The following is a 24,363-nucleotide window of genomic DNA, read 5'->3' as shown; positions in this document are numbered from 1 at the left end:
TATGGAACCGCGAGGCATTGTGTTTTCACGTCCTTTTAATTTAACTTCTTTTACATGAAATTGTCAATATAAGGCAAAAAAAAATAAAAGATACACGCCAGCCATCGCACTGCGATCCGTCTGTAACATGCATCTTTTATATCATTTAAGTTATGTCTTTTTCTTAGCGTCCCGTTGCCAGACACTTGCCGAACAGCATGGTTTTATAACGGTTTAACGCCGCCAGAAGAATGCTTCCCAGCACACCGATTGCCAGCACCTCGCCGATCCCGACGGTCAGCATCATGAACGGAATCAGATCCTCAGAGCCGTATGCAAAGCGGAGCACCCACGGTACAATGATCGTGTTGGCCAGAATCGGCGGTACACATACTAAAACCTTACTCTTGCGGAGCGCATAGGAGCCGACTGCCCCGATCAGGGTTGCCAGGCTTCCGAATACGATATCCAGTCCGGCTGCCCCGCAGAACAGATTGGATAAAAAGCATCCGACAAAGAGTCCCGGAATCGCTGCCGGGGTAAAGAACGGCAGGATACAGAGTGCTTCCGAAATACGGAACTGCACCGGTCCGAAGCTGATCGGCTGGAATGCCATCGTCAGCGCTACGTAGATGGCCGCGATCGCCGCGCCATACGCCAGAAAATACGTGTTTTTCAGGTTGTTTTCTTTCATATTCAATTCTCCTTTAGTTTTGTTTTACGAGTGGAAGGTCACGAACACTCGATTCATTTTACGCCGGAAATCGGCGGCAGCCCTGTAAGACCTTGTTTTTGCGGGCTTTGCAACGGGTATGAGTATAACATAGAGCAGATAGAAATACAAGTTTTCTTTTCGCTTATCGCCACTGTTACTGTTCACACATGCGTGAACAGTAACGGACAAAAATCATTTTTTCTATCTCTCTACCACTTTGCCATAAAAAAGCACTTTCCCTTTCTTTCTATCTCCTGTATAATAGAATCTACGTGATTTTGTGCCGGATGCTGCACAGACAGTTGAATCATTCGGGAGATATTGCATTTGCACATTTGAATCAGCTCCCCGACACTCGTCAACCCCATTTCATCATCACAAAGGAAGTATGTATTTTATGAAAGCACTCTATGAACGCTGGACAGCCATCAGCCTGCCTAAACGAATTCTGGGCGGCATGATCATCGGTGCCGTTTTAGGAATGGTGATTCCGCAGGCAGTCGGAATCTCAATCCTTGGAAATCTATTTGTCAACGCATTAAAGGGCATCGCGCCCCTGCTCGTATTTTTCCTTGTTATCAGTTCCCTCTGCCAGGCAAAGCAGAGCCACGGCGGCATCATCCGCACCGTTATCTGCCTTTACCTGTTCAACACACTGCTCGGCGCTGTGATCGCGGTCGTCGCAAGTAAACTGTTCCCGATCACCCTGACACTTGCACAGGCTGCAGAAGAAACCTCTGCCCCGCAGGGAATCGCAGAAGTCCTGCAGACACTTTTATTAAATGTCGTAAAGAACCCGATCACCTCCATCGCAGAGGCAAACTACATCGGTATCCTGGCGTGGGCGGTTCTCTTCGGCGTGGCGATGCGCGGCGCCAGCGAACGGACGAAAGAAATTATTGACAATTTTGCGGCGGCACTGTCCAAGGTTGTTACCTGGATCATCAACTTTGCCCCGTTCGGTATTCTCGGACTTGTGTTTGACACTGTATCCACCAACGGTTTACAGGTATTTACCGAATACGGACGGCTTCTCGCCGTGCTGGTTGGCTCGATGCTGTTTATCTACTTCGTAACCAACCCGATTCTCGTATACTGGTGCATCCGCCAAAACCCGTTCCCGCTGATTTTCAAGTGTCTGAAACGAAGCGCGGTCACCGCCTTCTTTACCCGGAGCTCGGCGGCAAATATCCCGATCAACATGGAAGTCTGCGAGGAAATGGGACTGGACAAAAATACCTACTCCGTTACCATCCCGCTCGGTGCGACCATCAATATGAACGGTGCGGCTGTTACCATCACCGTCATGACGCTGGCGGCAGCCAATACGCTGGGAATTCCGGTGGATATTCCGACCGCCATCATTTTAAGCGTCCTGTCGGCACTTTCCGCCTGCGGCGCATCCGGTGTTGCCGGTGGTTCCCTGCTCTTAATTCCGCTTGCCTGCTCCTTGTTTGGCATCTCCAGCGATGTCGCCATGCAGGTCATCGGTGTCGGATTTATCATCGGCGTGGTGCAGGATTCCGTCGAAACCGCCCTCAACTCCTCCTGCGATCTGCTGCTCTCAGCGGCAGCCCAGTTCCGTGAGTGGAGAAAAGAAGGCCGGGAGATTACCTATTAATTTAAATACTTAAACGCAAAAATCCCTGGTGCTGTATACACCGGGGATTTTCTTTTGCGATTCGATTATCCTATACAGTAAAAAGCGGTTAGACTCTCTCCAACCGCTTTTTTCATATCAGAATCACAGACCTTATTTATTCTTCTCGTAAATAATCCAAAGCCCCCGTAGCAGCAGCTCATCATCCAGCTCGATGTGGTGACGGCACAGCGGAATAATCCGCTTCGCCAGCCCGCCCGTCGCTACGATAGTTGCCTCCTGTCCAAGCTCTTCCTGGATCCGGTCTACCATACCGTCGATGCAGGACGCATTGCCATAGAGAGCGCCGCTCTGCATACATTCAACCGTATTCTTGCCGATCAGGCGCTTTGGCGGGTCAAGGCTGATGCGCGGAAGCTGGGCGGTCCGGCTGGTCAGGGAATTCATCGATACGCCTATTCCCGGCAGAATCATGCCGCCGATGTACTGCTTGTTCTCATTCACCACGCAGATGGTGGTTGCCGTTCCCATATCGATCAGAATGAGCGGCACCGGATACCGGTTAATTCCCGCGACGGCGCCGACGATCAGATCGGTACCGACGGAGGATGGATTGTCCATCAGCACTTCCAGACCGATATTCATATCCACATTGACAACCAGAGCTTCCTGCCCCGTCACCTTGCGGATCGCCTCCCGCATCAAGGATGTAACCGGCGGTACTACCGAACCGATGATCGCGCCGGTGATCTCACTTACCTTGATTTCCCGCAGCTCCAGCACCATTTTCAGGGAAATCGCATAGTCAAGCTCTGTTTTCCCGCTGTCTGTCGCCATCCGCTCGGTAAAGAGGATTTCCCCATCCTCAATACAACCGAGAACCACATTCGTATTTCCGATATCCAATGCCAAAATCATACTGTCTTACCCCCTGCTTTTTTCCAGAGCCGGTACAAATTTTGCCCGGTAAAGCGCTGCACCGACTGCACCGGTGAGGATTGTGGACGATACCATCTCGCATACTGCATTGATTCCTACGAAACCGCATACGAACAGGATGATATTTTTTCCGCCGATCAGCCCCTGCATATATTCGGTATTGCCAAACAGAACGACTAAAGCCGTCATAAAGAAAACTGTATTTAAAAACGCGGAACAGAATCCGGTTACCAGACTTGCCATGTACGCATCGGTTCTGCGGCGTACAAACTGGAAAATGTAGCCTAACAGAAGACCATCCAGCATACGCGGAACGAATCTCTGTACAAATGCCAAAAACGGATTAATGCTGAAAAGCATCGCGCCCATCGCACTGCTGCCGCCGATGCCGATGCACTGTAAAAAGCTGGTCATGCCGAAGACTGCACCGATCGCTGCGCCGCCTGCCGGTCCCAGTGTGATCGCCGCGATCGCAACCGGAATCACATTAAATGTAATCGCCAGCGGCCCAATATTCAGATATCCGAGGGGAGTGTACGCCATCAGCAGAAGAATGCCGGTCATAAGACCTAAGATGACAAGTTTAGATGTGTTGTTTGTTGTGTTCATGAAATTTTCCTCCTTGTTATTATTCCCGTTCGAAAAACCTGCTGCACCTTTTGTTCACCAGACTGCCGCTTACCTGCGCCAATATCATGTGCATAAAATCCTTACAAATTCCGTTCTTTCCGGCGATACCATCCAGAAAAGCCGCGAGCCAGGGCATTTTAATCCCCCGTCTCTTCCGGTATGATTCTCCATCTCAGATACAGATCCGTATGCAGATATGCACATTCCGGCAGAAGTTTCTTTCTTCTGCCGCTTTCCGCAGATTTGCTGCCAGCACGTTCGGTGCCTGTTTTCTATGGGATACAATACAACTGCTGCCGCCTGTCCCTGTTCACATCCAGTGAAAACCAGGTCAGCCAGCAGACACCTCCACACTATATCACATCACTTTTCAACATACAACCAACAATTCTACCAGAATATGTGCTGTTTTTTATTGTCTTTTCACAAAATACATGTTTCTTTCCTCTCCTGTTATGTGCGCTTACCAAAGAACCCAGCAGGGCACGGAAGCCAAAAAGGGTTTACAATTTTTCCTCCAGATGCTATGCTGTTCGAAAATGATCCAGAAAACCAGAGTGCAAACCGAAAGGATATGTATTATGTTAACCGGAAAAACAATTATTTTGGGAGTAACCGGCGGAATCGCCGCATACAAGGCAGCAAACCTTGCCAGCCTTTTAAAGAAACAGCACGCCGATGTGCATGTCATCATGACAAAAAATGCGATGGAGTTTATCACACCGCTGACGTTTGAAACCCTGACGGTCAATAAGTGCCTGACGGACACCTTTGACCGGAATTTTAAATTTGAAGTAGAGCACGTGGAACTGGCAAAGAAAGCCGACCTCGCGATCATCGCCCCGGCGACTGCCAATGTCTGCGCCAAGCTGGCACACGGACTTGCCGACGATATGCTGACGACCACGCTCTTAGCCTGCCAGTGCCCGCGCATCATTGCTCCGGCGATGAACACACGGATGTATGAGAATCCTATTACCCAAGATAATCTCCGCCTGTTAGAACATTACGGCTTTACCATCATCGAACCAGCAAGCGGTCTGCTCGCCTGCGGCGATTCCGGAAAGGGCAAATTCCCGGATGAGGGGCTGATCCTGGAATATATTCTCCGCGGGATCGCCTACCCGAAGGATCTCGCTGGAAAGAAGATCCTTGTGACCGCCGGTCCGACCCAGGAAGCGGTCGATCCGGTGCGCTACCTCACGAACCATTCGACTGGAAAAATGGGCTATGCGCTGGCACGGATGGCGATGCTGCGCGGTGCTGACGTGACACTCGTCACCGGCCAAACCTCGCTGACTCCACCTCCGTTTGTCAATACTGTCCACATTAAGAGCGCGCACGACCTCTTCGAGGCAGTTACCTCCCGGAGCGAGGAACAGGACATCATCATCAAGGCGGCAGCCGTCGCTGACTACCGTCCGGCAGTCGTTTCTGATGAAAAGGTCAAGAAATCCGACGGCGATTTGAGTCTGGCGCTGGAGCGCACCGAGGACACTTTAAGCTACCTCGGCGCACACAAACGTCCGGGACAGCTGCTCTGCGGCTTCGCGATGGAGACCTCCCAGCTCGAGGAACGCGCACGCGGCAAGCTGGAACGCAAAAATCTGGATCTGATCGCTGCCAACAACTTAAAGGTAGCCGGCGCAGGCTTCGGAACTGATACCAATGTCATCACACTCATCGATAAGCAGCAGACCCGCCATCTGGAGCAGATGAGTAAGGAAGCGGCGGCGATGGAGATATTGACGGTTTTACGCGATATGATGAAATAGATTTTGATTGAAATAGATAGAGAAAGAGGAAGCAACCGAGGTTGATGGACGGATGCCTCCTCTTTCATTGAATATGGAATATATCATAAGCGTTATTTTTAGAATGTGGCTATTTAAAACGAATCCGCCATACTCCTATGATCAAGATAATTTCAGAAAGCAATCGCAATACTTTCGTGATTCGATAAGCTGTATCCTCTTTTATCTCTGGACTCTCCTGCAAGTATTTGCATTCAATAAAAGCCCTTGCCGCAATTTCTCCAAAAACTGCCAGCGCTAAAAATAAAGAAAAGCCTGCCATGCCTTTTGCATAACTGTACAATGACAGTAAGAATAAAATAGAGACGCCTATATTGTATAATGTCAGCCAGAATTTTTTCTTCATATTGATCACCTCTCGATTCAATCCAAGTGTAACAGAGTCTTTTATTAAGCAAAAATGTTCTAATGACGAGGCCATACTCCTACCACCAAAATAAGACCACAAAGATATCCGAGTGTTTTTGCGATCCGATAGGTTTTATCCTTTTTGATTTCCGGATTCTCTCGTAAAAATTTCCATTCAAATTTTGCCTCTATAATACTTGCTGCCAATACCGGTATCGCTAAACATAAGGTCACCGTTGTCAAGCCTTGAAGAGACGTGTACAGTAACAATAAAAGTACCACCGAACCGCCTAAATGGTATAATATCAGCCAGAATTTTTTCTTCATATCGATCACCTCTCGATTCACTATCCTGACAGGGCTGAAATCTCACAAAACAGCAACCTCTCTTTATTTTTGCAAAACCAGACATGTCTCTTATTTATTCTAATAATATCAGATTTATGTTCCAAAATATATAGACATTTTCTTGCTTTTCTTACAAAATAGTTACAAAAATAACTCTACCAAAATGGAAAGGTACTTTTATAAATGAGAATATCCGCCCTCTTTTAATATCTGCTCTCGAATATCCCTTGCCTTTGGATATCCTTCTTCCATAAGCTGGATGGACATTTCATTCAGCGCTTGTCGATGTTATTTTCATTCCAAATCACCCTATTTTTGGTTCGAACGGCTATATAATTGTTTTGGTGAAATAATAAAGCCGTTCGGCTATGTCAACATTTTTCAGTTTTACTCTATACTCGCTTCTTGCCCCTGCGTAATCAGTTCCGCGATCAATCTCGCCCCATTCACAATATCCCCCACCTTCGCATACTCCCGCACGGAATGAACATCGTACATACCGCAGGAAAGCACCGCGCATGGGATTCCGTGCTGCATCATCGTGTTTCCGTCGCTGCCGCCGAAGGTGCTGCCGAATTTCGGCTCGATTCTCAGGGTGCGGCAGGCCTCGGCAAAATGAACTGCCACCGGCGAGTCCGGTTCCAGATGGAAGGCTTTGACATGGAGGCGGTGTGTGAAGGAAAGCTCTGCCCCCGCCTCTTTGACGGCGGTTTCAAAGACATGGCGGACATCTTCCAGGGTCTCTATCGCCTTTTCATGGCTGTAGCTGCGGATCTCGCCCCGGCAGGTGCAGAGTTCCGGCACTGCATTCACGACCGAGCCGCCCGAAATCAGCCCCACATTCAGGGTTGTCTCCTCATCCACATGTCCCAGCCGTAACGCGGCGATCGCGCGGGCCGCAGTCTGGATCGCATGAATGCCTTTCTCCGGCTCAAATCCAGCGTGCGCTGCGCGCCCCTTGACTGCCGCCTCAAAGGAAAGGATCGTCGGTGCCTGCAGGATCGCTGTCCCGACTGGTCCAGTTACATCCAAAACGTAAGATTCCTTCGCTTTCATCTGGCTGAAATCGAACTCCGAGCTTCCTCTTGTAAACGGCTCTTCCGCCGCCGCAAAGAGGATCTCGATATCCCGGTGCGGGATTTCTGCCTCCTGCACGGCACGGATGCCTTCTAAGATGGCGATTACCCCGGTCAGATCGTCCGCGCCAAGCACGGTGGTTCCATCCGAAGTGATGGTTCCGTCCTCATGAAAAACCGGCTTCTTTCCGATTCCCGGCGCGACCGTGTCCATATGCCCGGACAGCAGGATCGGCGTGCCAGACATCCCGCCCTTTAACGTTCCAAACAGATTTCCCGCATTGCCTCCTATTTTCTCGGCTGTGTCATCTTCCTTTGCCTGGATTCCCAGCTCTGCGAGCTTTTCCTTCAAGCGATCCGCCATCTCGCGTTCCCCGAAACTTTCTGAGTCGATCCGCGCCAGCTCATCAAATTCAGCGCGGATGCGGGCTTCGTTTATCTGGATTCTATCTGGATCAGCCATGGGTGAGTCCTCCTGTAAAAAAAATTATTTGCCTATCATTTCTATTTGTTTATGCCCCTTATTATATACCCAGACAATACATTTGTGAAGCAGATTGATTTTACCTTTCACTTTAAGTCCTAAAATGATCTGACCAATCTCTTTCTATTTCCATATCCGCTTTTCCTCTATATTTTTCTCAAAAATTTGATATACTAAATATACTAAAAACAGCAAGATTCATTTCCACTTTTACAATGATGCAGTTGAGTATAAAGCATACAACAAATAAATAGAACATTGATAAACACCATCTGACCCACACACTTTGAAACAGAAAAAGGAGAAATGACCATGTGTACAGCAGCAACTTACAAAACCACCGATTTCTATTTCGGCAGAACTTTAGATTATGAATTTTCTTACGGGGACGAAGTAACCGTCACACCTCGCAACTATCCACTTACTTTCCGCCACGCAAGCGCGGTTTCGACCCACTATGCCATCATCGGCATGGCACATGTGGCGGGGGATTATCCGCTTTATTATGATGCTTTTAATGAGAAGGGGCTTTGCATGGCGGGACTGAATTTCGTCGGCAATGCCTCCTACCAGAAGCCGCAGGAGGATCATGACAACATCGCACAGTTTGAGTTCATCCCCTGGATTCTCAGCCAGTGCGCGTCCGTGAAAGAGGCCCGCATCCGCCTCGCCCAGATGGTACTGACCGACACTCCATTCAACGAGCAGTTTGCCCCGGCGCAGCTTCACTGGATTCTTGCCGATAAAAATGAATGCATCGTCATCGAGCCGATGGCGGACGGACTGCATATCTACGACAATCCGGTGGGTGTCCTGACAAACAATCCGCCGTTCCCGCAGCAGCTGTTCTCCCTCAACAATTACATGAACCTGTCCCCGAAGCAGCCGCAGAATACATTTTCTGCCGATCTGCCGCTTACAACCTACAGCCGCGGCATGGGTGCCCTCGGACTTCCGGGAGACCTCTCCTCCGCCTCCCGGTTTGCACGGGTCGCTTTTACAAAATCAAATGCCCGCTCCGGCGCATCCGAACTAGAAAGTGTCAGCCAGTTTTTCCATATCCTAGGTTCGGTTGACCAGCAGCGCGGATGCTGCGAGGTCTCCGATGGAAAATATGAAATCACACTCTACACCTCCTGCTGCAATGCGGATAAGGGGATTTACTACTACACGATGTATGAAAACCATCAGATCACGGCAGTGGATATGAATCGGGAGAACCTGGACGGGGAGACGCTTTCGCGGTTTCCGCTGGTGCAGGGGGAGCAGATTCGATGGGAGAACTGATCTTCTCTGCTTCCAACTTGCCCCATCCTCGTTGCAAAAAAACGACAATATCGGTACCGGAGAGACAACTTTTCTCTTTCCATTCGCCTTGTTTTCTAGTATACTGATAAATATGCATCTGAAATCACTGGAAATTGTCCGTTTGAGGAAGATTGTCCATTACCGCATATCAATATCATTTGGAGGATTTTAAAATGTCTGAAATCACAGGACGCAACGTCGGCAAAACCTGCCGCACACATTACAGAGGTACTTTTAACGATGGCACACAGTTCGATTCTTCCTACGATCGTGGCGAACCCCTTGAGTTTGTCTGCGGTGCCGGTCAGATGATCAAAGGCTTCGATGCCGCTGTCGCTGATATGGAAGTAGGCGAGATGAAAGAGATTCACCTGATGCCGGAGGAAGCTTACGGCATGCCGGATCCGAACGCCATTCTGGAACTGGAGATCGCTAAACTGCCAGGTTCCGAGGAACTGGAAGTTGGACAGCAGGTATACTTAACCAACCAGATGGGACAGCCGTTCCCGGTCAAGGTTATCGCAAAGAATGAGGTAAATATCACGTTTGATGCCAATCATGAGATGGCTGGTAAGGAGCTTAACTTTAAGATTGAGCTGGTTGAAGTAAAATAACCGTAACACAACTGCCCTTACATTATAACAACACGCGCCGTCAGCGCCCATCCCGGGAGCTGGCGGTATTTTTTTCTTGACAACTTCTCATTTCCCCATATAATTATCTATGATAATTATCACAAGCAACTATTTGATAAGGAGACTTTCTATATGACCATCGAAACAATCAAGCGGATGTTGGACGCCTGTTATCAGGGCAAGCGGATCCGGGATATGCTTCCGCCGCTGCCGAAGGGAGTCACTTCCTCCTATATTCAATATCTGGATGTCATCCAGTCGCTGGAACGAAACGGCATCCACGTGAAAATATCGGACATCAGCGATGCGCTGAACCTGCCGCGCCCCGGCGTGACCCGGACCGTCAAGGAGATGGAGACGGGTGGTTATCTGCAAAAGAAAACCTCGCCGGACGACAGACGCATCACCTACATTTCCATCACCGAAGCGGGCAGGGCACTCTCACAGACGTATGACGCCGAATACTTCAGCGCGCTCGCCCCATCTTTAGATACCATCTCTGAGGAAGATGCCCGCCAGATGGTTCAGACGATGGAGACATTTTATCAGATTATGTGCAAACGGAGGGATTCCCATGAACAATGATAAAGCTGATTTTACACAAGGCAGTATTCTGAAAAAACTGATTGCCTTCATGATTCCGGTACTCGGCGCACTGATTCTGCAGGCGGCATACGGCGCGGTCGATCTGCTGGTGGTTGGACGGTTCGGTTCGACCTCCGGTCTTTCCGCCGTTTCGACGGGCAGCCAGGTCTTAAACCTCGTCACCTTCGTCGTAATTCAGTTCGCTATGGGTATCACCGTTTTGATCGCCCGCTATCTCGGTGAAAAGAAACCGCAGCAGATCGGCGCAGTTGTCGGCGGAGCTTCGATTGTATTTACGATCATTTCCGCCGTTTTATTCGTCGTCATGGTCTTTTTTGCCCGCCCGATCGCCATTCTCATGCAGGCGCCCGAGGAGGCGGTGGATCTGACCGCCAGCTACATCCGCATCTGCGGAGGCGGCATTTTCTTCATCGTCGCCTACAACCTGCTGTCCGCCATCTTCCGCGGGCTCGGTGACAGCCAGTCGCCGCTTCTCTTTGTCCTGGTTGCCTGCATCGTCAATGTGATCGGCGACCTCGCACTGGTAGCTGGTCTTCATATGGACGCCGCCGGCGCCGCCATCGCGACCGTCTCCGCGCAGGCGCTCAGCGTCGTATTTGCTATTCTTCTTTTAATTAAGAAAAAACTGCCATTTACGATCACCCGGCATGATTTCCGGTTCAACACCCAGTGCCCGAAATTTCTTTCCATCGGGCTGCCGCTCGCGCTCCAGGAATTTTTAACCCAGCTTTCCTTCTTAGCCCTGTGCGCGTTCGTCAACCGCCTGGGACTGGAGGCATCCTCCGGTTACGGTGTAGCCTGCAAGATCGTCAATTTCGCCATGCTCGTCCCGAGCGCCCTGATGCAGTCGATGGCTTCCTTCGTCTCCCAAAACGTAGGGGCAGGGAAAGTCAAGCGTGCCAAGCACACCCTTTTTACGGGAATCGGCGTCGGTCTGTGCGTCGGCTGTATCGTCTTTACCCTGGTTCTCCTAAAGGGCGATATCCTGTCCGGCTTCTTCTCGACGGATGCGGCGGTCATCCAGAACAGCTATGATTACCTGAAAGGATTCGCGCTTGAGTCCATCGTGACCGCGGTTCTGTTCAGCATGATCGGATATTTCAACGGAAATAACCAGACACTCTGGGTTATGACACAGGGACTCATCCAGACACTTCTGGTGCGTCTCCCGCTAGCGTATTTCATGAGTATCCAGCCGGACGCCAGCCTGACCAAGATCGGTCTCGCAGCCCCCGTTTCTACGATCGTCGGCATCGTACTAAATATCGGATATTATATCTACTGGACCCGGAAACAGCAGCACCCGCCAGTGGAAGAAATCATATAAAAACATAGGAACTGCTCCGTAACAGGCAGGCACTTTCAGAGCGAAGGTGTCTGCCTGTTATCATTACGGTACTTTCGGTTCCAAAAGTGCCTACCCGTGAATAATTGCGTTGTTCACAAAAACTTCACAGATAATTAGCACTCAACTCTTGACAGTGCTAATTATGTGTGTTATATTACAGCTAGAACAAAGGAAAGGACAAGGAAATGAATGAGTTCCCCTTTTCCTCCCAATGTTTTTACATAGATGATAACTACAAAGACATTTACAGATAACTAAAAGGAGAGATGACTTATGTATATGCCGAGTATTTTTAATAATAGTGTATTTGATAACTTTGATAACTGGATGGATTTTTCCTTCCCGAGCTTTAACCAGAGACTGTATGGCGCTTCCTCTTCCCAGCTGATGAAGACGGATGTCAAGGAAACCGATAAGGATTATGAAGTTTCCATCGACCTGCCGGGATTTAAGAAAGACGAACTTCAGATTGAGCTGAAAGATGGCTATCTGACCGTCAGCGGTTCGAAAGAAGTTACATCGAAAGATATGCCGGAGGAGAATCAGAAAGATGCAACGACCGCAGAAGCAGATGCTTCCAAGAAGGACGCTAAAGCCGAGCAGAAAACCGTTAAATATATCCGCCAGGAACGCTACAGCGGCAATGTAAGCAGAAGCTTCTACGTCGGCGAGAACTTGGAGGAAAAGGATATCCATGCCAAATTTGAAAATGGCACTCTGACCCTGACCTTCCCGAAAGAGCTGGAAAAGAAAGCGGTTGAAGAGAAGCATTTCGTTTCCATCGAAGGTTAATAATCAGATAGGCAGCTGCGGCTCACACATTGTGTTGCCAGCAGCCAGATAGCTTCAGGAGCTGTCGCAGGGATGCGGCAGCTTCTATCATACCCAATCTTTTATCATAACCTAAATAATTGAAACTTAAATCATTGCATCTACGGAGGTGATAATCGATGGCAGAGAAAAGAGACTATTATGACATACTGGGGATAAAGCGGGACGCCAGTGCGGAGACGATCAAAAAGGCATTCCGGAAACTTGCCAAAAAGTATCACCCGGATTCCAATGCCGGTAATCCCCAGGCAGAGCAGATGTTTAAGGATGTCAACGAAGCCTATTCGATCTTAAGTGATCCAGAAAAAAAGAAACTCTACGATCGCTTCGGTCACGCCGCATTTGACCCGAACAGCGCCGCATACGGCGGAGCTGGCGGTGCCGGCGCTTCTGGAAATGGTCCATTTGGCTCCGGCTTTGGCGGTACCGGTCAGGGCGGTTCCTGGCACTATCAGAGCGGTCCGGGCGGTTATGCAGAATACCATTTTACCGGGGATGACATGGACGATATGGGTGACATTTTTGGAGATATGTTTGGCGGCATGTTCCACGGCAAGAGTTCGGGCGGCAGTTCCCGCAGCCGACATTTCACGGGCGGTTCCGGGTTTGGCGGCTCTGGGACTCATTTTACCGGTGGTTCCAGTTTTGGCGGTTCTAGCGCTCATTTTGGCGGCGGGTCTGGCTTTGGCGGCTTCGGCGGCAGTCAGGGCTTTCACAGCGCCGATTTCCGTGAGAAAGGTTCTGACCTCACGTCCGATGTAACCATAAGCTTTGATGAAGCCGTATCCGGCTGCGAGAAGCTCATCACTCTGCAGAACCCACAGACCGGCAAGCGCCAGTCTTTACAGGTTCACATCCCAGCGGGCATCGATACCGGTAAATCTATCCGTCTGAAAGGAAAAGGCATGCCGGGAACGGGCGGCGGCGAGGCGGGCGATCTTCTTTTAAATATCACCGTCACCGCGAAACCGGGATGGGAGCGCAAGGAGATGGATGTTTACTCGACCGTCCGCATTCCGTTTACCACCGCAGTCTTCGGCGGTGAGGCGCTGGTTTCCACCCTGTACGGCAATGTCCTGTGCAAGATCGCAGCCGGGACGCAGTCGGGAACCAAGATTAAATTAAAGGGAAAAGGCATTGTTTCCATGAAGAATCCGTCCATCCATGGCAATCAGTACGTGACGGTTCAGATCGATGTCCCGAACCATCTGACCCCCGAGGCAGAACAGAAACTTCGCGAATTTGAACACGCCTGCGGACTGAACAAAAACAGACAGGGCGGACCCAACGGCAGGAGCGCAGCTTGACGGCTCCTGCCGTTTTTTACTGAACGTCTGTAAAGCCAAAAATATCATAGAATTTTCGCCCTATTATTTTCATATATATGGTTGTGATTTTCATGAATATGATATTTTAATTGTAGGCAATCCACAATTTCATCACTTTTTAATTGTCATGAAATTACCGCAGCTATATATTCAACATTTTTTCACACTTTATACCTATCTTTCTTATCTATTTTATCTGTTTTTACCTCACTTTCATTTCTTTTTTTAGATATTTTGCAATAAATATCTTGTATTTTTCGCTCGTTTTATGTTATAGTAAACACATAATTGCATCGAAAAATATAACGCATTTTATTTCACATTTATGAAAGGAGTTTATACCTTATGAGCAGACTCGTTATACCTACTAACAGCGAGGCTCAGAATGTCGTAGAAGGGCTTTACAAAGATCTGGAACGGCGCATCATCGCCAGCCCGCCAGGTCTTTGTCCTGTCGACCTGACCGCTGCATTTTTAAAAATGTGCCATGCACAGACCTGCGGCAAATGCGTTCCCTGCCGAATCGGTCTCGCGCAGCTCTCCAATCTTCTGGAAGACATCCTGAACGGAAAAGGAACCATGAAGCATTTAACCATGCTGGAGGAAACAGCCCGTGTCATCGAAAGCACGGCTGACTGTGCCATCGGCTATACCGCTGCCCAGATGGTTTTAAAAGGACTGGACGGCTTCAAAGAGGATTTTATGGAACATATCTTACACAACCGCTGCCGCAGTAATCTTGATCAGCCGGTTCCCTGCGTAGCTCTGTGCCCGGCCGGAGTTGATATTCCGGGTTACATCGCCCTGACCGGCGAAGGACGCTATGCCGATGCAGTCCGCCTGATCCGCAAGGACAACCCATTCCCAACCGCCTGTGCGCTGGTATGCGAGCACCCATGCGAGTCCCGCTGCCGCCGCAACATGCTGGATAATTCTATCAATATCCGCGGTATCAAACGTGTAGCTGTGGATATGGCAGGATATGTACCGGCACCGGCCTGTCCAACCTCCACCGGCAAGCGCATCGCGATCATCGGCGGCGGCCCCAGCGGCCTGAGCGCTGCTTATTATCTGCAGCTGATGGGACATCAGACCACTGTATTTGAAAAACGCAAGAAACTCGGCGGCATGCTGCTGTACGGAATTCCAAGCTACCGCCTGCCACGAGAGCGCCTGCAGGATGATATCAATGTTATTCTGGAAACCGGTGTGGAAGTCCGTCTCGAAACTTCGGTCGGAAACGATCCAGGACAGCTGTCTCTGGATGAACTCCGCAAAGAATATGATGCTATCTACATCGCCATCGGTGCTCATAGTGATAAAAAGATTGGTATCGAAGGAGAAGATGCCGACGGTGTTATCTCAGCCGTTGAATTCTTACGTGCCATCGGTGACGGAAAATATCCGGATCTTACCGGCAAGAAGGTCTGCGTCATCGGCGGCGGCAACGTAGCCATGGACGTAGCCCGTTCTTCTGTCCGCCTGGGTGCAGACAAGGTGGCAGTTGCCTACAGACGCCGCAAAGCAGATATGACAGCTCTTCCGGAAGAGGTTGAAAGTGCCATGGCTGAAGGCGTAGAGATCATGGAACTTTACGCACCGGAGCGGATTGAAGCAGACGAGGACGACCAGGTAAAAGCTCTCTGGGTAAGCCAGCAGATGCCGGGAGAAATCCGCGGCGGACGTCCTTCACCGAAGGCTATCGGCACCGACTCTATCCCGGTTGAATGTGATATCGTCATCGCAGCTGTGGGTCAGGGCATCGAAAGCCGTTACTTCGTAGAACAGGGTATCGACGCAAAATGGGGCATCATCCAGGCAACCGGATGGACCTCCATTCAGAATATGCCGGGTATCTTCGCCGGAGGCGACTGTGCAACCGGACCGGCAACCGTGATCCGTGCAATCGCTGCCGGCAAGGTAGCCGCAGCCAACATCGACCAGTATCTCGGCTACAACCACGAGATTACCTGCGATGTGAAGATTCCGGAACCGGATCTCTCCGACCGTACTCCTTGCGGACGTGTCAACCTGACAGAGCGTCCTGCCGGAGAACGCAAATGTGACTTTACACTTACCGAATGCGGCATGAGCCTCAAGGAGGCTGGCCAGGAAGCCAGACGCTGCCTGCGCTGTGATCACTTCGGTTATGGAAACTTCAAAGGAGGGCGGACCACATCATGGTAAATACGAATCTTGTATCCATCAAAATTAATAATATACCACTGCAGGTTCCAGAAGGAACCCGGATTCTGGACGCCTGTCGCGACAACGGTTTTCACGTTCCTTATCTTTGCTATCTGAAAGATATCAATGAGATCGGTGCCTGCCGTGTCTGCGTTGTAGAAGTGAAGGGAATCCACCATCTCGTTACCTCCTGCAACAACCAGGTTCAGGAAGGCATGGAGATTCTCACAAACTCTCCCAGAGTCCGTGAAGCCCGCAAGATCAACGTGGAACTGCTTCTTTCCCAGCATCACACCAACTGTCCCACCTGTGTGCGCAGTTCCAACTGTGAATTAAAACAGGTGGCAAGTGATCTGAACCTGACCGTTGACCGTTATAAAAACGAATATCCGGAAATGATCTGGACTTCTACTTTCCCACTGATCCGTGATGCAGGAAAATGTATCAAATGCATGCGCTGCGTCCAGATCTGCGACAAGATCCAGACCTTAAATATCTGGGATGTGTCCGGAACCGGTTCCCATACAACCGTCGATGTTTCCCACAATCTGGAAATCAAAGAATCCGACTGTTCTCTCTGCGGACAGTGCGTTACCCACTGCCCGACTGCCGCTCTCCAGGAGCGGGATGATGTGGAAGCCATCAATGGTATCCACGGTGAACTGGCAAATGATGACAAGGTAACCGTAGCGGTTGTCGCTCCGGCTGTCCGGGCCGCATGGGGTGAAGAATTTGGTCTTTCCCCGGAATTTGCTACTGACAGACGTTTCGTATCCACCTTAAAATCCGTTGGATTTGACTATGTATTCGATGTTGACTTTGCAGCCGATCTGACCATCATGGAGGAAAGCAACGAGCTTTTAGCCCGTTTACAGCAGCCGGATAAATACAGCTGGCCAATGTTCACCTCCTGCTGCCCTGGCTGGGTCAGCTTTGCAAAGAGCCAGTATCCGGAGCTTCTGCCGCAGCTTTCCACTGCCAAGTCCCCGCAGCAGATGTTCGGTGCTGTCATCAAAACTTATTTTGCACAGAAAAAAGGCATTGCACCGGAAAATATCACCTGTGTTTCCATCATGCCGTGTATGTCCAAGAAGCGCGAACTGACTCTTCCGGGCATGGACAGCGCCGGAACCGGACAGGATATTGATTATGTTCTGACCACCCGTGAGATATGCCGTCTCATCAAGGCCGATCATATCGATGTATCCAGACTTCCGGAGTGCGATTTTGACGATCCTCTCGGTGAAGCAACCGGAGCCGGTGTGATCTTCGGTGCCAGCGGCGGCGTACTGGAAGCAGCGCTTCGTACCGCTTACCACACCGTAACCGGCGAAAATCCGGAGATCGGCGAACAGAGTCCGCTGAAGGTTCTGCGCCAGATCGGTTCCTTTAAGGAACTGGAGATCGATATCAAGGGTGTGAAGCTGCACTGTGCAGCTCTCAGCAGCCTAGGAGAGGCCAGACGCCTCATTCAGGCGATGAAACGCGGCGAATGCCACTATGATTTCGTTGAAGTCATGGCATGTCCAGGCGGATGCATCAACGGCGGCGGCCAGCCGATCCGCCCATCCTTCCAGAATAAGCCGAAGGACTGCGCAGACCGCGACCAGTGCCTGCGCGGCTACGACGCCCGCAGCGCCATCCGGTTCAGCCATGAAAACAAGGCGGTTCAGGCACTGTATGACGAGTATCTTGAAGCTCCGTTATCCGATCGTGCACATCATCTGCTGCATGTGGAGGAATATTAATATATCCAAACGGTCACACAACAAAACCCCAGAGAGTTGCCGCTCTCTGGGGTTTTGTGTCATTCACAGATGACCAATCTAAGGCTAGTTACCAACTACTTACTCTATCTTTTCTTCTAGCCTCTCAGCCTCTCTTCAATCTCCTCCATCTCCGGAATTGCCGAGATTCCGCCGCGGCGTTCGACGCACAGGCTTGCCACTGCGTTGCCGACCCTGCCAAACTGAATCATCTGCGCCCGGGTCAGGTGTTCCGGCGAGGTTTCTTCCTGCAGATAGGAGGCGAGAAAACCTCCCCAGAAGGAATCACCAGCGCCGGTTGTATCGACCGCATGGGAGGAAAAGCCCTCCGCTTTTACGATTCCATTTTCATTGCCGATCAGGGCGCCATCTCTTCCGAGCGTCACTGCCACCAGGTGCACGCCCTGACGGAGCAGATACTGAATCGCTTCCTCCGGGTCCTGATACGGGGTCAGAAGCGAGGTTTCTTCATCCGAAATCTTCATCATATCTACATAGGGAATCAGCGACTGCATCCGAAGCTGTGCGGTCTCCGGATCACTCCAGAGCGCCGCCCGGTAGTTCGGATCGTAGGAAATCACCGCACCGCTGTTTCTAGCAATATTGATCGCCTCATAGGTTGCCGTCCGGGATGGATCATCGGTCAGCGACAGGGAACCGACATGAAATACTCTCGTATTTTCCAGGATCTCCGGATCGATCTCTTTCATGCACAGATTCGTATCTGCCCCCGGCTTTCTCGCAAAGGCAAATTCGCGCTCCCCGTTTTCTTTCAGGCTTACAAATGCAAGCGTGGTAAAATACTTCTCATCCTGAATCAGGTTGTCCGTATTGATACCTGCCCGGATCAGGGTTTCCTTCAGGAAATCACCGTGCATATCCTTACCCACCTTGCCAATAAATGCTGTCTTCCTTCCAAATTTCGCAGCCGCCGCCAGCAGATTGGCCGGCGCACCTCCCGGATTCTGCTCAAACAGACGCATTCCCTGCTGTGAAACGCCTGCTGGAGTAAAATCAATCAGAAGCTCTCCCAGCGCTGTGATGTCTGTTTTTATTCTCATACGAATCATCCTCCGTATTACAAGTTATATCAATGGTGCCGCCATCCAGCCCTCTCACAGGCGGACAGCCACATACGTTCGTCTCTCACAAGGAATTTTACTTCCGAATCGCGATATTTGCAAATTCTACTTTCGCGTCCTGCGCCAGCAGACCGAGCTCGTACTCCGGTTTCCGGAAAATACGATAGGTAAACGCCACCTGCTCGCCCACGAACACCTCAACCATATCATGATCGACCGAAATCTTTACATCAATTGCCTGTCCATCTTTAATCTCAAAGGTCTTCTCAGCCACCCGAACGCCATCCGGTCCCGGTTCGGTTGCCTTCGGAACTGCCTGACAGGACTGCTCCCAGAACGGGTCAACTCCCATCGGCAGGGACAGAAGGGATACTCGCTGCATCGCCACATCAAACTCTAAGAACAGGCAGCCGCTTGCCTCCCAGTCGGATTTCAACAGGATTCCGAAGGAATCATTCGCTTCTTTCGGGATCACCGTGCCGGTAAACAGGAACTTTTCTTCCGGCTGCTCCAGGAAACCATACGCGGTTGTCCCGCATCCATCCAGCTCAACCGTTGTATCTCCATACAGCTTGTATTCTCCCATGACCGGAAGGTATTTCCAGTCAACTTTCTCTTTAAAGCAGTTTACATATTCTTCCGGAAGCTTCACGTCCAGCTGTCCATCTGCCGTTGCAACGACCTCATGCGGAATACAGAACGTGCCGCCCCAGTACCACTCGCCGCGGTCGCTGTTTTCTGCACGGTCATGCGCCCAGGCAAAGTAGAAACGGCGCCCGTTGTCATCCTGCATGGATTTAGCTGCATAGAAGCGGCGTCCGCCGATGCCGTCTTTCTTCGGCTTTTTCCACGGTCCAAACGGAGATTTGGAAGTGCGGTAAATCGTGTTGACAAACTCGGAAAAGCGGGAATAGGAAAGATACCAGGTATCGCCTATCTTGTACATCTCGCTGCATTCCGGACAATTCGTATTGCCTGCCGAATACAACGGACCATAATACTCCCAGTTCACCAGATCCTTCGAGCGGTACAGGACAATACAGCCGCGTCTTGTCACCGGCATATCAAGCCGTCTCGCCGAGATCAGAATCCAGTAGCATTTATCTTCCTCATTATAAAATACATACGGATCACGCCAGTCCAGCTTTTCATATAACTCTATCATCGGCGTGATAACCGGGTTTGCCGCATCCTTCGTCCAGATAATACCATCCTCGCTCGTCGCATGGCAGATCGTCTGCTGATATTCTGCCGTCAGGCAGTAACCCGTATAGAATGCGTGATATTTTCCTTCGCCGTAGATAACCGATCCCGTCCACACGCCGGACGCATCCGGCTCATCGCCCTCGCCCGGATACAGTGCTGTCGGCAGCTCCTCCCAGTGCACCAGATCCTCCGAAACAGAGTGGCTCCAGGTAGTACGCAGTCTCGCCGGATATACCGTGGTTCCTGGCGGGGATGTCAGTGAAAAAATATGATATTTACCTTCATGATAAAACGGAATCGCGTCACCGGTCGAATCCGCAAATGACATTTTTCTGAAAAAGTCCATTCTTCTCTCCTTGCCTTTCTAAATGTGCTCTTGGAATCATTTCTTTTTTCTGAGGAGTGCCAGATTGCCCTTCTGGGAATCCAGTACAACCGCGCAGGCAATGATCAGACCTTTTACAATCAGCTGCCAGTAGGAGCTGACACCGATCAGATTCAGACCATTGGAAATAATACCGATTACCATCGCGCCGAATACTGTACCGCTGATACGTCCGCGTCCGCCTGCCATCGAGGTTCCGCCGAGGACGCAGGCTGCGATCGCATCCATCTCATAGCCACTTCCGACGGACGGCTGTCCGGAATACATTCTCGATGCCAGAACCAGACCCGCAAACGCCGCCAGGGCGCCCGACAATGTAAACACGATGATCTCGACTTTCTTGATCGGAACACCTGAGAGACGCGCCGCCTCACGGTTTCCGCCGATTGCATACACATAGGTACCAAATTTTGTTTTAGAAAGCAGAAAACTAAATACGATAATTAAAATAACCATATAGACAACCGGCAGCGGAATAATGTTAAACAGATAACCCGTTCCGATTGCAATGAAAAACTTATCCGTAATACGGGTGGACTGTCCGCCCGAATATACATACGCGATACCGTTGCAGACATTCATCATTGCCATCGTAATGATAAATGCCGGAACACGGAATTTCGATACAACCATACCATCAATCAGACCAGCCACAACACCAATGATGATGCCAGCCGCAATCGCCACGCCAATCGGAAGTCCCTGATTAACTACAAATCCTACCGTCAGAGTTCCACTCATCGCTACGATCGCGCCAACTGCCAGATCGATGTGTCCGAGAATAATAATCAACGTCATTCCCAGTGCAATGTATGTATTAATGGAAATCTGTCTGAGCACTGAAATGATATTGCTCGGTGTCAAAAATTTATCGGTTGCCAGTGCGACTACCACACATAAGATAACCAGCACTCCAATAATTCCTGTATTTCCGGTAAATACCGAGAGTACCGAATTGCCTGCTGCACTTTTCTTTCCGTTCATCACTCTTCGCCTCCTGCTGCATACTGCATGATTCTCTCCTGATCCAGTTCTTCTCTTCCAAGCATTCCCGTCATTTTTCCCGCCTTGATGACACATACGTTATCGCACATATTGATGATCTCCGGCAGCTCGCTGGATACCATGATAACGGCGATACCCGCCTTCGCCAGCTCATTAATAACGGAATAAATCTCAAACTTCGCATTGACATCGACGCCTCTCGTCGGCTCGTCCAGAATCAGGACATCCGGCTTGATTGCCAGCCATTTTCCAAGGACAATCTTCTGCTGGTTTCCGCCGGAAAGACTTCCCGCTTCCACCAGTTCCACCCGGTCTGCCACTGCTTTGATATGAAGCTTTTCTTTATAATAATCAATCACTTCCTGACATTTCCGGTCGCTGATGGCAATTCCGTTAATATAAGAGTCAATCGATGCCAGCGTGAGGTTAAAACCGACCGTATTGCCAAGGACAAGTCCCTGTTTTTTCCGATCCTCCGGCACCAGTCCGATGCCCGCCTTGATTGCCTGGATCGGTGTCGTGAAGCGGACTTCCTTTCCATTTAAAAGAATGGTTCCGCTCTGGTATTTTCTGGCTCCAAAGATACATTCCATGATCTCGCTTCGTCCGGCTCCGACCAGACCCGCAAATCCCAGGATCTCTCCCTTTCTTACCCGGAAGCTGATATCTGAGAACACACCCTCACAGGTTAAATTCTTCACTTCCAACGCCGTTTCTGCATGTCCCAGATCGTTGTAATCTCTGGCATAGAAGCTCTCTAACTCCCGTCCTACCATCATGGCTACCAGCTCGTTCGCATTCGTCTCCGATGTTTTTTTCGTTCCCACATAGGCGCCATCGCGGATGATGGTAACCCGATCCGAGATCCGGAACAGTTCTTCCATACGGTGGGAAATATATATAATGCTTACCTGTTTTGCTTTTAATCTCTCAATGATTCCAAATAACTGTTCTACCTCGTCATTGGAAAGGGAGGACGTCGGCTCGTCCATGACGATGATCCGTCCGTCGAAGGATACCGCCTTTACAATCTCAACCATCTGCTGCTGGGCGATCGTCAAAGATTCTACCAGCGTATCCGGGTGGATATTGACCCCGAGGTTTGCCAGCATCTCGCCTGCCCGGCGGTTCGTCTCCCGCATATCCACGGTGCCGAATTTCGTCTTGATTTCCCGTCCCAGGAACAGGTTCTGCGCGACCGTCAGATACGGAACCAGGACGATCTCCTGATGTATGATTCCGATTCCTTTCTCCTGGGCGTCCGAAACACCATTTATCTCAACTTCCTGACCATTAATCTTGATTGTTCCGCTGTCCGGTTTATAAATTCCTCCAAGGACCTTGATAAGCGTTGATTTACCCGCTCCATTTTCTCCCAGAAGCGCATGAACCTCGCCCATTTCCAGGGAAAAATTGATCCCTGACAATGCATAGATCCCGGAAAAACTTTTCTTGATATCTATCATTTCCAGAATTGTTTTTCCCATAGAACCCTCCGTTTTTTAGAAATGCGGCAATGAACCCCATCGCCGCATTTTCCATGTTTTATTTTATTTCACGTAACTGTTAAGCTTCCTCGCAGTCCATTACTGCCAGTCGTTCAGAGTCTTCTCTGCCTCTTCTTTCTCTACCAGATGGGAATCCAGATATACTTTCTTCTCATCGATTGCGGTATCGCCGCCTACATATTTCTCAGCTGCGTCAAATGCATATTCTGCAATCTGAAGCGGAACCTGGCATGCAACTGCGGTGAACTCGCCGTCTAAGAGTGCCTGTTTTCCATCCGGGGATGCATCGATACTATATACACCGATCTCGCCGGTCTTGTTTGCTGCCTTGATAGCTGCTGCTGCACCCAGGGCAGACGGGTCATTGATACAGAAGAATGCTTCCAGATCCGGGTTTGCTGTGATGATATCCTCAGCCAGTCCCATCGACTGATCCAGCGCTGCACCGCCATCCTGCTGTGCTACAATCTCAAATTTATCTTTCTGATCGCCAAGGCCCTCAAGGAAACCATTGACACGATCCACGCAGCTTTCATTGGACGGGAAATCCAGAACTGCAATCTTTGCGCCATCCGGATAATCTTTCGTCATCTGCTCGCCCACTAACTGGCCTGCCATATATGCGTTGGTTCCAACGAACTGTGTCACGAACTGTTCGATATCATCATCAATGACCGCGGTATCTACGTTGAAAATCGGAATACCTGCATCTGCAATCTCAGCCAGTCCGGAGGTAATACCTGCGGAGTCAACCGGGATAACAAATACTGCATCGTAACCGCTGTTTGCACAGTCAGATAACTGGCTGAGCTGCTTGTTTAAATCATAATCCGGATCCAGGCAGGTGTAGGAAATGCCATTTTCCTTGCACAGCTCGCTGAGCTTTGCATCAATGGAACTCTGGAAAGTATTGTTTAAAGTATTCGTACAGAATGCAAACGATAAATCGCTGGTCTTTGCCTCAGCCCCCTGCGTATCTGCCGCTGCCTCAGAAGCATCGGCTGCCGCTGTTGTATCGGTACTGCTAGAAGAGCCGCATCCTGCCAGCATTGCTGCCATCATGCAAACTGAAAGACCTGCTGCTGTAAATCTAAGACTTTTTTTCATAAATCTGATCCTCCTCTTACTTCATCATTGTTTAGTGCATTTCAAACGGATTGTTATAGTTTTCTTTTTTACGTAAAAATTTTTCTCTCTGGAAGGAGTCTCCCTGTCTGATATCTAGATATTACTCT

Annotated in this window: 21 protein-coding genes; 10 read left to right on the top strand and 11 right to left on the bottom strand. The window is 50.0% G+C overall.

All coding sequences use genetic code 11. The features are described 5' to 3' along the window. Nucleotides 1–163: 163 nt before the first annotated feature. Nucleotides 164–673 (bottom strand): QueT transporter family protein, encoded by a 510-nt coding sequence (locus DXB70_RS10190; protein ID WP_022359584.1) that lies wholly within the window; start codon nucleotides 671–673, stop codon nucleotides 164–166. 418 nt (nucleotides 674–1,091) lie between these two features. Between DXB70_RS10190 and sstT the strand changes: the two genes are divergently transcribed. Beyond that, nucleotides 1,092–2,315, top strand: coding sequence for a serine/threonine transporter SstT (gene sstT / locus DXB70_RS10185; protein WP_118293763.1), 1,224 nt, complete (start codon nucleotides 1,092–1,094; stop codon nucleotides 2,313–2,315). A 132-nt stretch (nucleotides 2,316–2,447) separates the two neighbouring features. Here sstT and DXB70_RS10180 read toward each other — a convergent pair whose 3' ends face one another. Together DXB70_RS10180 and DXB70_RS10175 are read right to left on the bottom strand one after the other, a co-directional pair. Then, nucleotides 2,448–3,212 (bottom strand): type III pantothenate kinase, encoded by a 765-nt coding sequence (locus DXB70_RS10180; protein ID WP_118673242.1) that lies wholly within the window; start codon nucleotides 3,210–3,212, stop codon nucleotides 2,448–2,450. Nucleotides 3,213–3,218: 6 nt separating this feature from the next. Then, nucleotides 3,219–3,842, bottom strand: coding sequence for an ECF transporter S component (locus tag DXB70_RS10175; protein ID WP_022359587.1), 624 nt, complete (start codon nucleotides 3,840–3,842; stop codon nucleotides 3,219–3,221). Nucleotides 3,843–4,444: 602 nt separating this feature from the next. On the opposite strand from DXB70_RS10175, the gene coaBC reads away from it, so the two are divergent. Next, the gene (gene coaBC / locus DXB70_RS10170) at nucleotides 4,445–5,638 is read left to right on the top strand and encodes a bifunctional phosphopantothenoylcysteine decarboxylase/phosphopantothenate--cysteine ligase CoaBC (RefSeq protein WP_118673241.1); all 1,194 of its coding nucleotides are present in this window, start codon (nucleotides 4,445–4,447) and stop codon (nucleotides 5,636–5,638) included. Nucleotides 5,639–5,747: 109 nt separating this feature from the next. Here coaBC and DXB70_RS10165 read toward each other — a convergent pair whose 3' ends face one another. The 3 genes from DXB70_RS10165 to DXB70_RS10155 form a co-directional block, all read right to left on the bottom strand. Then, nucleotides 5,748–6,023 (bottom strand): hypothetical protein, encoded by a 276-nt coding sequence (locus DXB70_RS10165; protein WP_107001717.1) that lies wholly within the window; start codon nucleotides 6,021–6,023, stop codon nucleotides 5,748–5,750. A gap of 59 nt (nucleotides 6,024–6,082) precedes the next feature. Further along, the gene (locus DXB70_RS10160; RefSeq protein WP_118492978.1) at nucleotides 6,083–6,352 is read right to left on the bottom strand and encodes a hypothetical protein; all 270 of its coding nucleotides are present in this window, start codon (nucleotides 6,350–6,352) and stop codon (nucleotides 6,083–6,085) included. Between the two features lie 408 nt (nucleotides 6,353–6,760). Further along, on the bottom strand, nucleotides 6,761–7,912 hold the full coding sequence (locus DXB70_RS10155; protein WP_118673240.1) for a M20/M25/M40 family metallo-hydrolase: 1,152 nt from the start codon (nucleotides 7,910–7,912) through the stop codon (nucleotides 6,761–6,763). A gap of 333 nt (nucleotides 7,913–8,245) precedes the next feature. Here DXB70_RS10155 and bsh point away from each other — a divergent pair, with 333 nt between their 5' ends. The 8 genes from bsh (at nucleotide 8,246) to DXB70_RS10115 (ending at nucleotide 17,924) form a co-directional block, all read left to right on the top strand. Further along, nucleotides 8,246–9,220: a choloylglycine hydrolase gene (gene bsh, locus DXB70_RS10150; protein ID WP_118673239.1), complete on the top strand. Its 975-nt coding sequence runs from the start codon at nucleotides 8,246–8,248 to the stop codon at nucleotides 9,218–9,220. Between the two features lie 194 nt (nucleotides 9,221–9,414). Beyond that, nucleotides 9,415–9,855: a peptidylprolyl isomerase gene (locus DXB70_RS10145; RefSeq protein WP_118673238.1), complete on the top strand. Its 441-nt coding sequence runs from the start codon at nucleotides 9,415–9,417 to the stop codon at nucleotides 9,853–9,855. A 153-nt stretch (nucleotides 9,856–10,008) separates the two neighbouring features. Then, nucleotides 10,009–10,461: a MarR family transcriptional regulator gene (locus DXB70_RS10140; RefSeq protein WP_118469461.1), complete on the top strand. Its 453-nt coding sequence runs from the start codon at nucleotides 10,009–10,011 to the stop codon at nucleotides 10,459–10,461. After that, nucleotides 10,451–11,809, top strand: a complete 1,359-nt coding sequence (locus tag DXB70_RS10135) for an MATE family efflux transporter (protein WP_118673237.1) — start codon at nucleotides 10,451–10,453, stop codon at nucleotides 11,807–11,809. Before DXB70_RS10140 ends, DXB70_RS10135 begins: the two co-directional genes overlap by 11 nt. Nucleotides 11,810–12,103: 294 nt before the next feature. Continuing rightward, nucleotides 12,104–12,622: an Hsp20 family protein gene (locus DXB70_RS10130; protein WP_022360671.1), complete on the top strand. Its 519-nt coding sequence runs from the start codon at nucleotides 12,104–12,106 to the stop codon at nucleotides 12,620–12,622. Nucleotides 12,623–12,780: 158 nt separating this feature from the next. Then, nucleotides 12,781–13,968 carry a J domain-containing protein gene (locus tag DXB70_RS10125; RefSeq protein WP_118673236.1) on the top strand — a complete coding sequence of 396 codons (1,188 nt, stop codon included), beginning with the start codon at nucleotides 12,781–12,783 and terminating at the stop codon, nucleotides 13,966–13,968. 366 nt (nucleotides 13,969–14,334) lie between these two features. Next, nucleotides 14,335–16,176: an NAD(P)-binding protein gene (locus DXB70_RS10120; RefSeq protein ID WP_118673235.1), complete on the top strand. Its 1,842-nt coding sequence runs from the start codon at nucleotides 14,335–14,337 to the stop codon at nucleotides 16,174–16,176. Next, the gene (locus tag DXB70_RS10115) at nucleotides 16,170–17,924 is read left to right on the top strand and encodes a [FeFe] hydrogenase, group A (protein ID WP_118673234.1); all 1,755 of its coding nucleotides are present in this window, start codon (nucleotides 16,170–16,172) and stop codon (nucleotides 17,922–17,924) included. The genes DXB70_RS10120 and DXB70_RS10115 overlap by 7 nt, the downstream gene beginning before the upstream one ends. Before the next feature lie 116 nt (nucleotides 17,925–18,040). On the opposite strand, the gene DXB70_RS10110 is transcribed toward DXB70_RS10115, so the two are convergent. From DXB70_RS10110 to DXB70_RS10090, 5 genes are all read right to left on the bottom strand, one after another. Further along, nucleotides 18,041–19,003: a carbohydrate kinase gene (locus DXB70_RS10110; RefSeq protein WP_181357259.1), complete on the bottom strand. Its 963-nt coding sequence runs from the start codon at nucleotides 19,001–19,003 to the stop codon at nucleotides 18,041–18,043. A gap of 97 nt (nucleotides 19,004–19,100) precedes the next feature. Beyond that, on the bottom strand, nucleotides 19,101–20,576 hold the full coding sequence (locus tag DXB70_RS10105; RefSeq protein ID WP_118673233.1) for a glycoside hydrolase family 32 protein: 1,476 nt from the start codon (nucleotides 20,574–20,576) through the stop codon (nucleotides 19,101–19,103). Nucleotides 20,577–20,612: 36 nt separating this feature from the next. Next, the gene (locus tag DXB70_RS10100; RefSeq protein ID WP_118673232.1) at nucleotides 20,613–21,599 is read right to left on the bottom strand and encodes an ABC transporter permease; all 987 of its coding nucleotides are present in this window, start codon (nucleotides 21,597–21,599) and stop codon (nucleotides 20,613–20,615) included. Beyond that, nucleotides 21,599–23,107: a sugar ABC transporter ATP-binding protein gene (locus tag DXB70_RS10095; protein WP_107001727.1), complete on the bottom strand. Its 1,509-nt coding sequence runs from the start codon at nucleotides 23,105–23,107 to the stop codon at nucleotides 21,599–21,601. Before DXB70_RS10095 ends, DXB70_RS10100 begins: the two co-directional genes overlap by 1 nt. Nucleotides 23,108–23,206: 99 nt before the next feature. Beyond that, nucleotides 23,207–24,235: a sugar ABC transporter substrate-binding protein gene (locus DXB70_RS10090; RefSeq protein WP_107001728.1), complete on the bottom strand. Its 1,029-nt coding sequence runs from the start codon at nucleotides 24,233–24,235 to the stop codon at nucleotides 23,207–23,209. Nucleotides 24,236–24,363 lie beyond the last annotated feature (128 nt).

The sequence above is a fragment of the Clostridium sp. OM05-5BH genome (assembly GCF_003481505.1).
Classification (GTDB): domain Bacteria; phylum Bacillota; class Clostridia; order Lachnospirales; family Lachnospiraceae; genus Otoolea; species Otoolea fessa.
The sequence above is the reverse complement of the archived record's forward strand: the minus strand, read 5'-3'. Positions and strand labels throughout refer to the sequence as shown.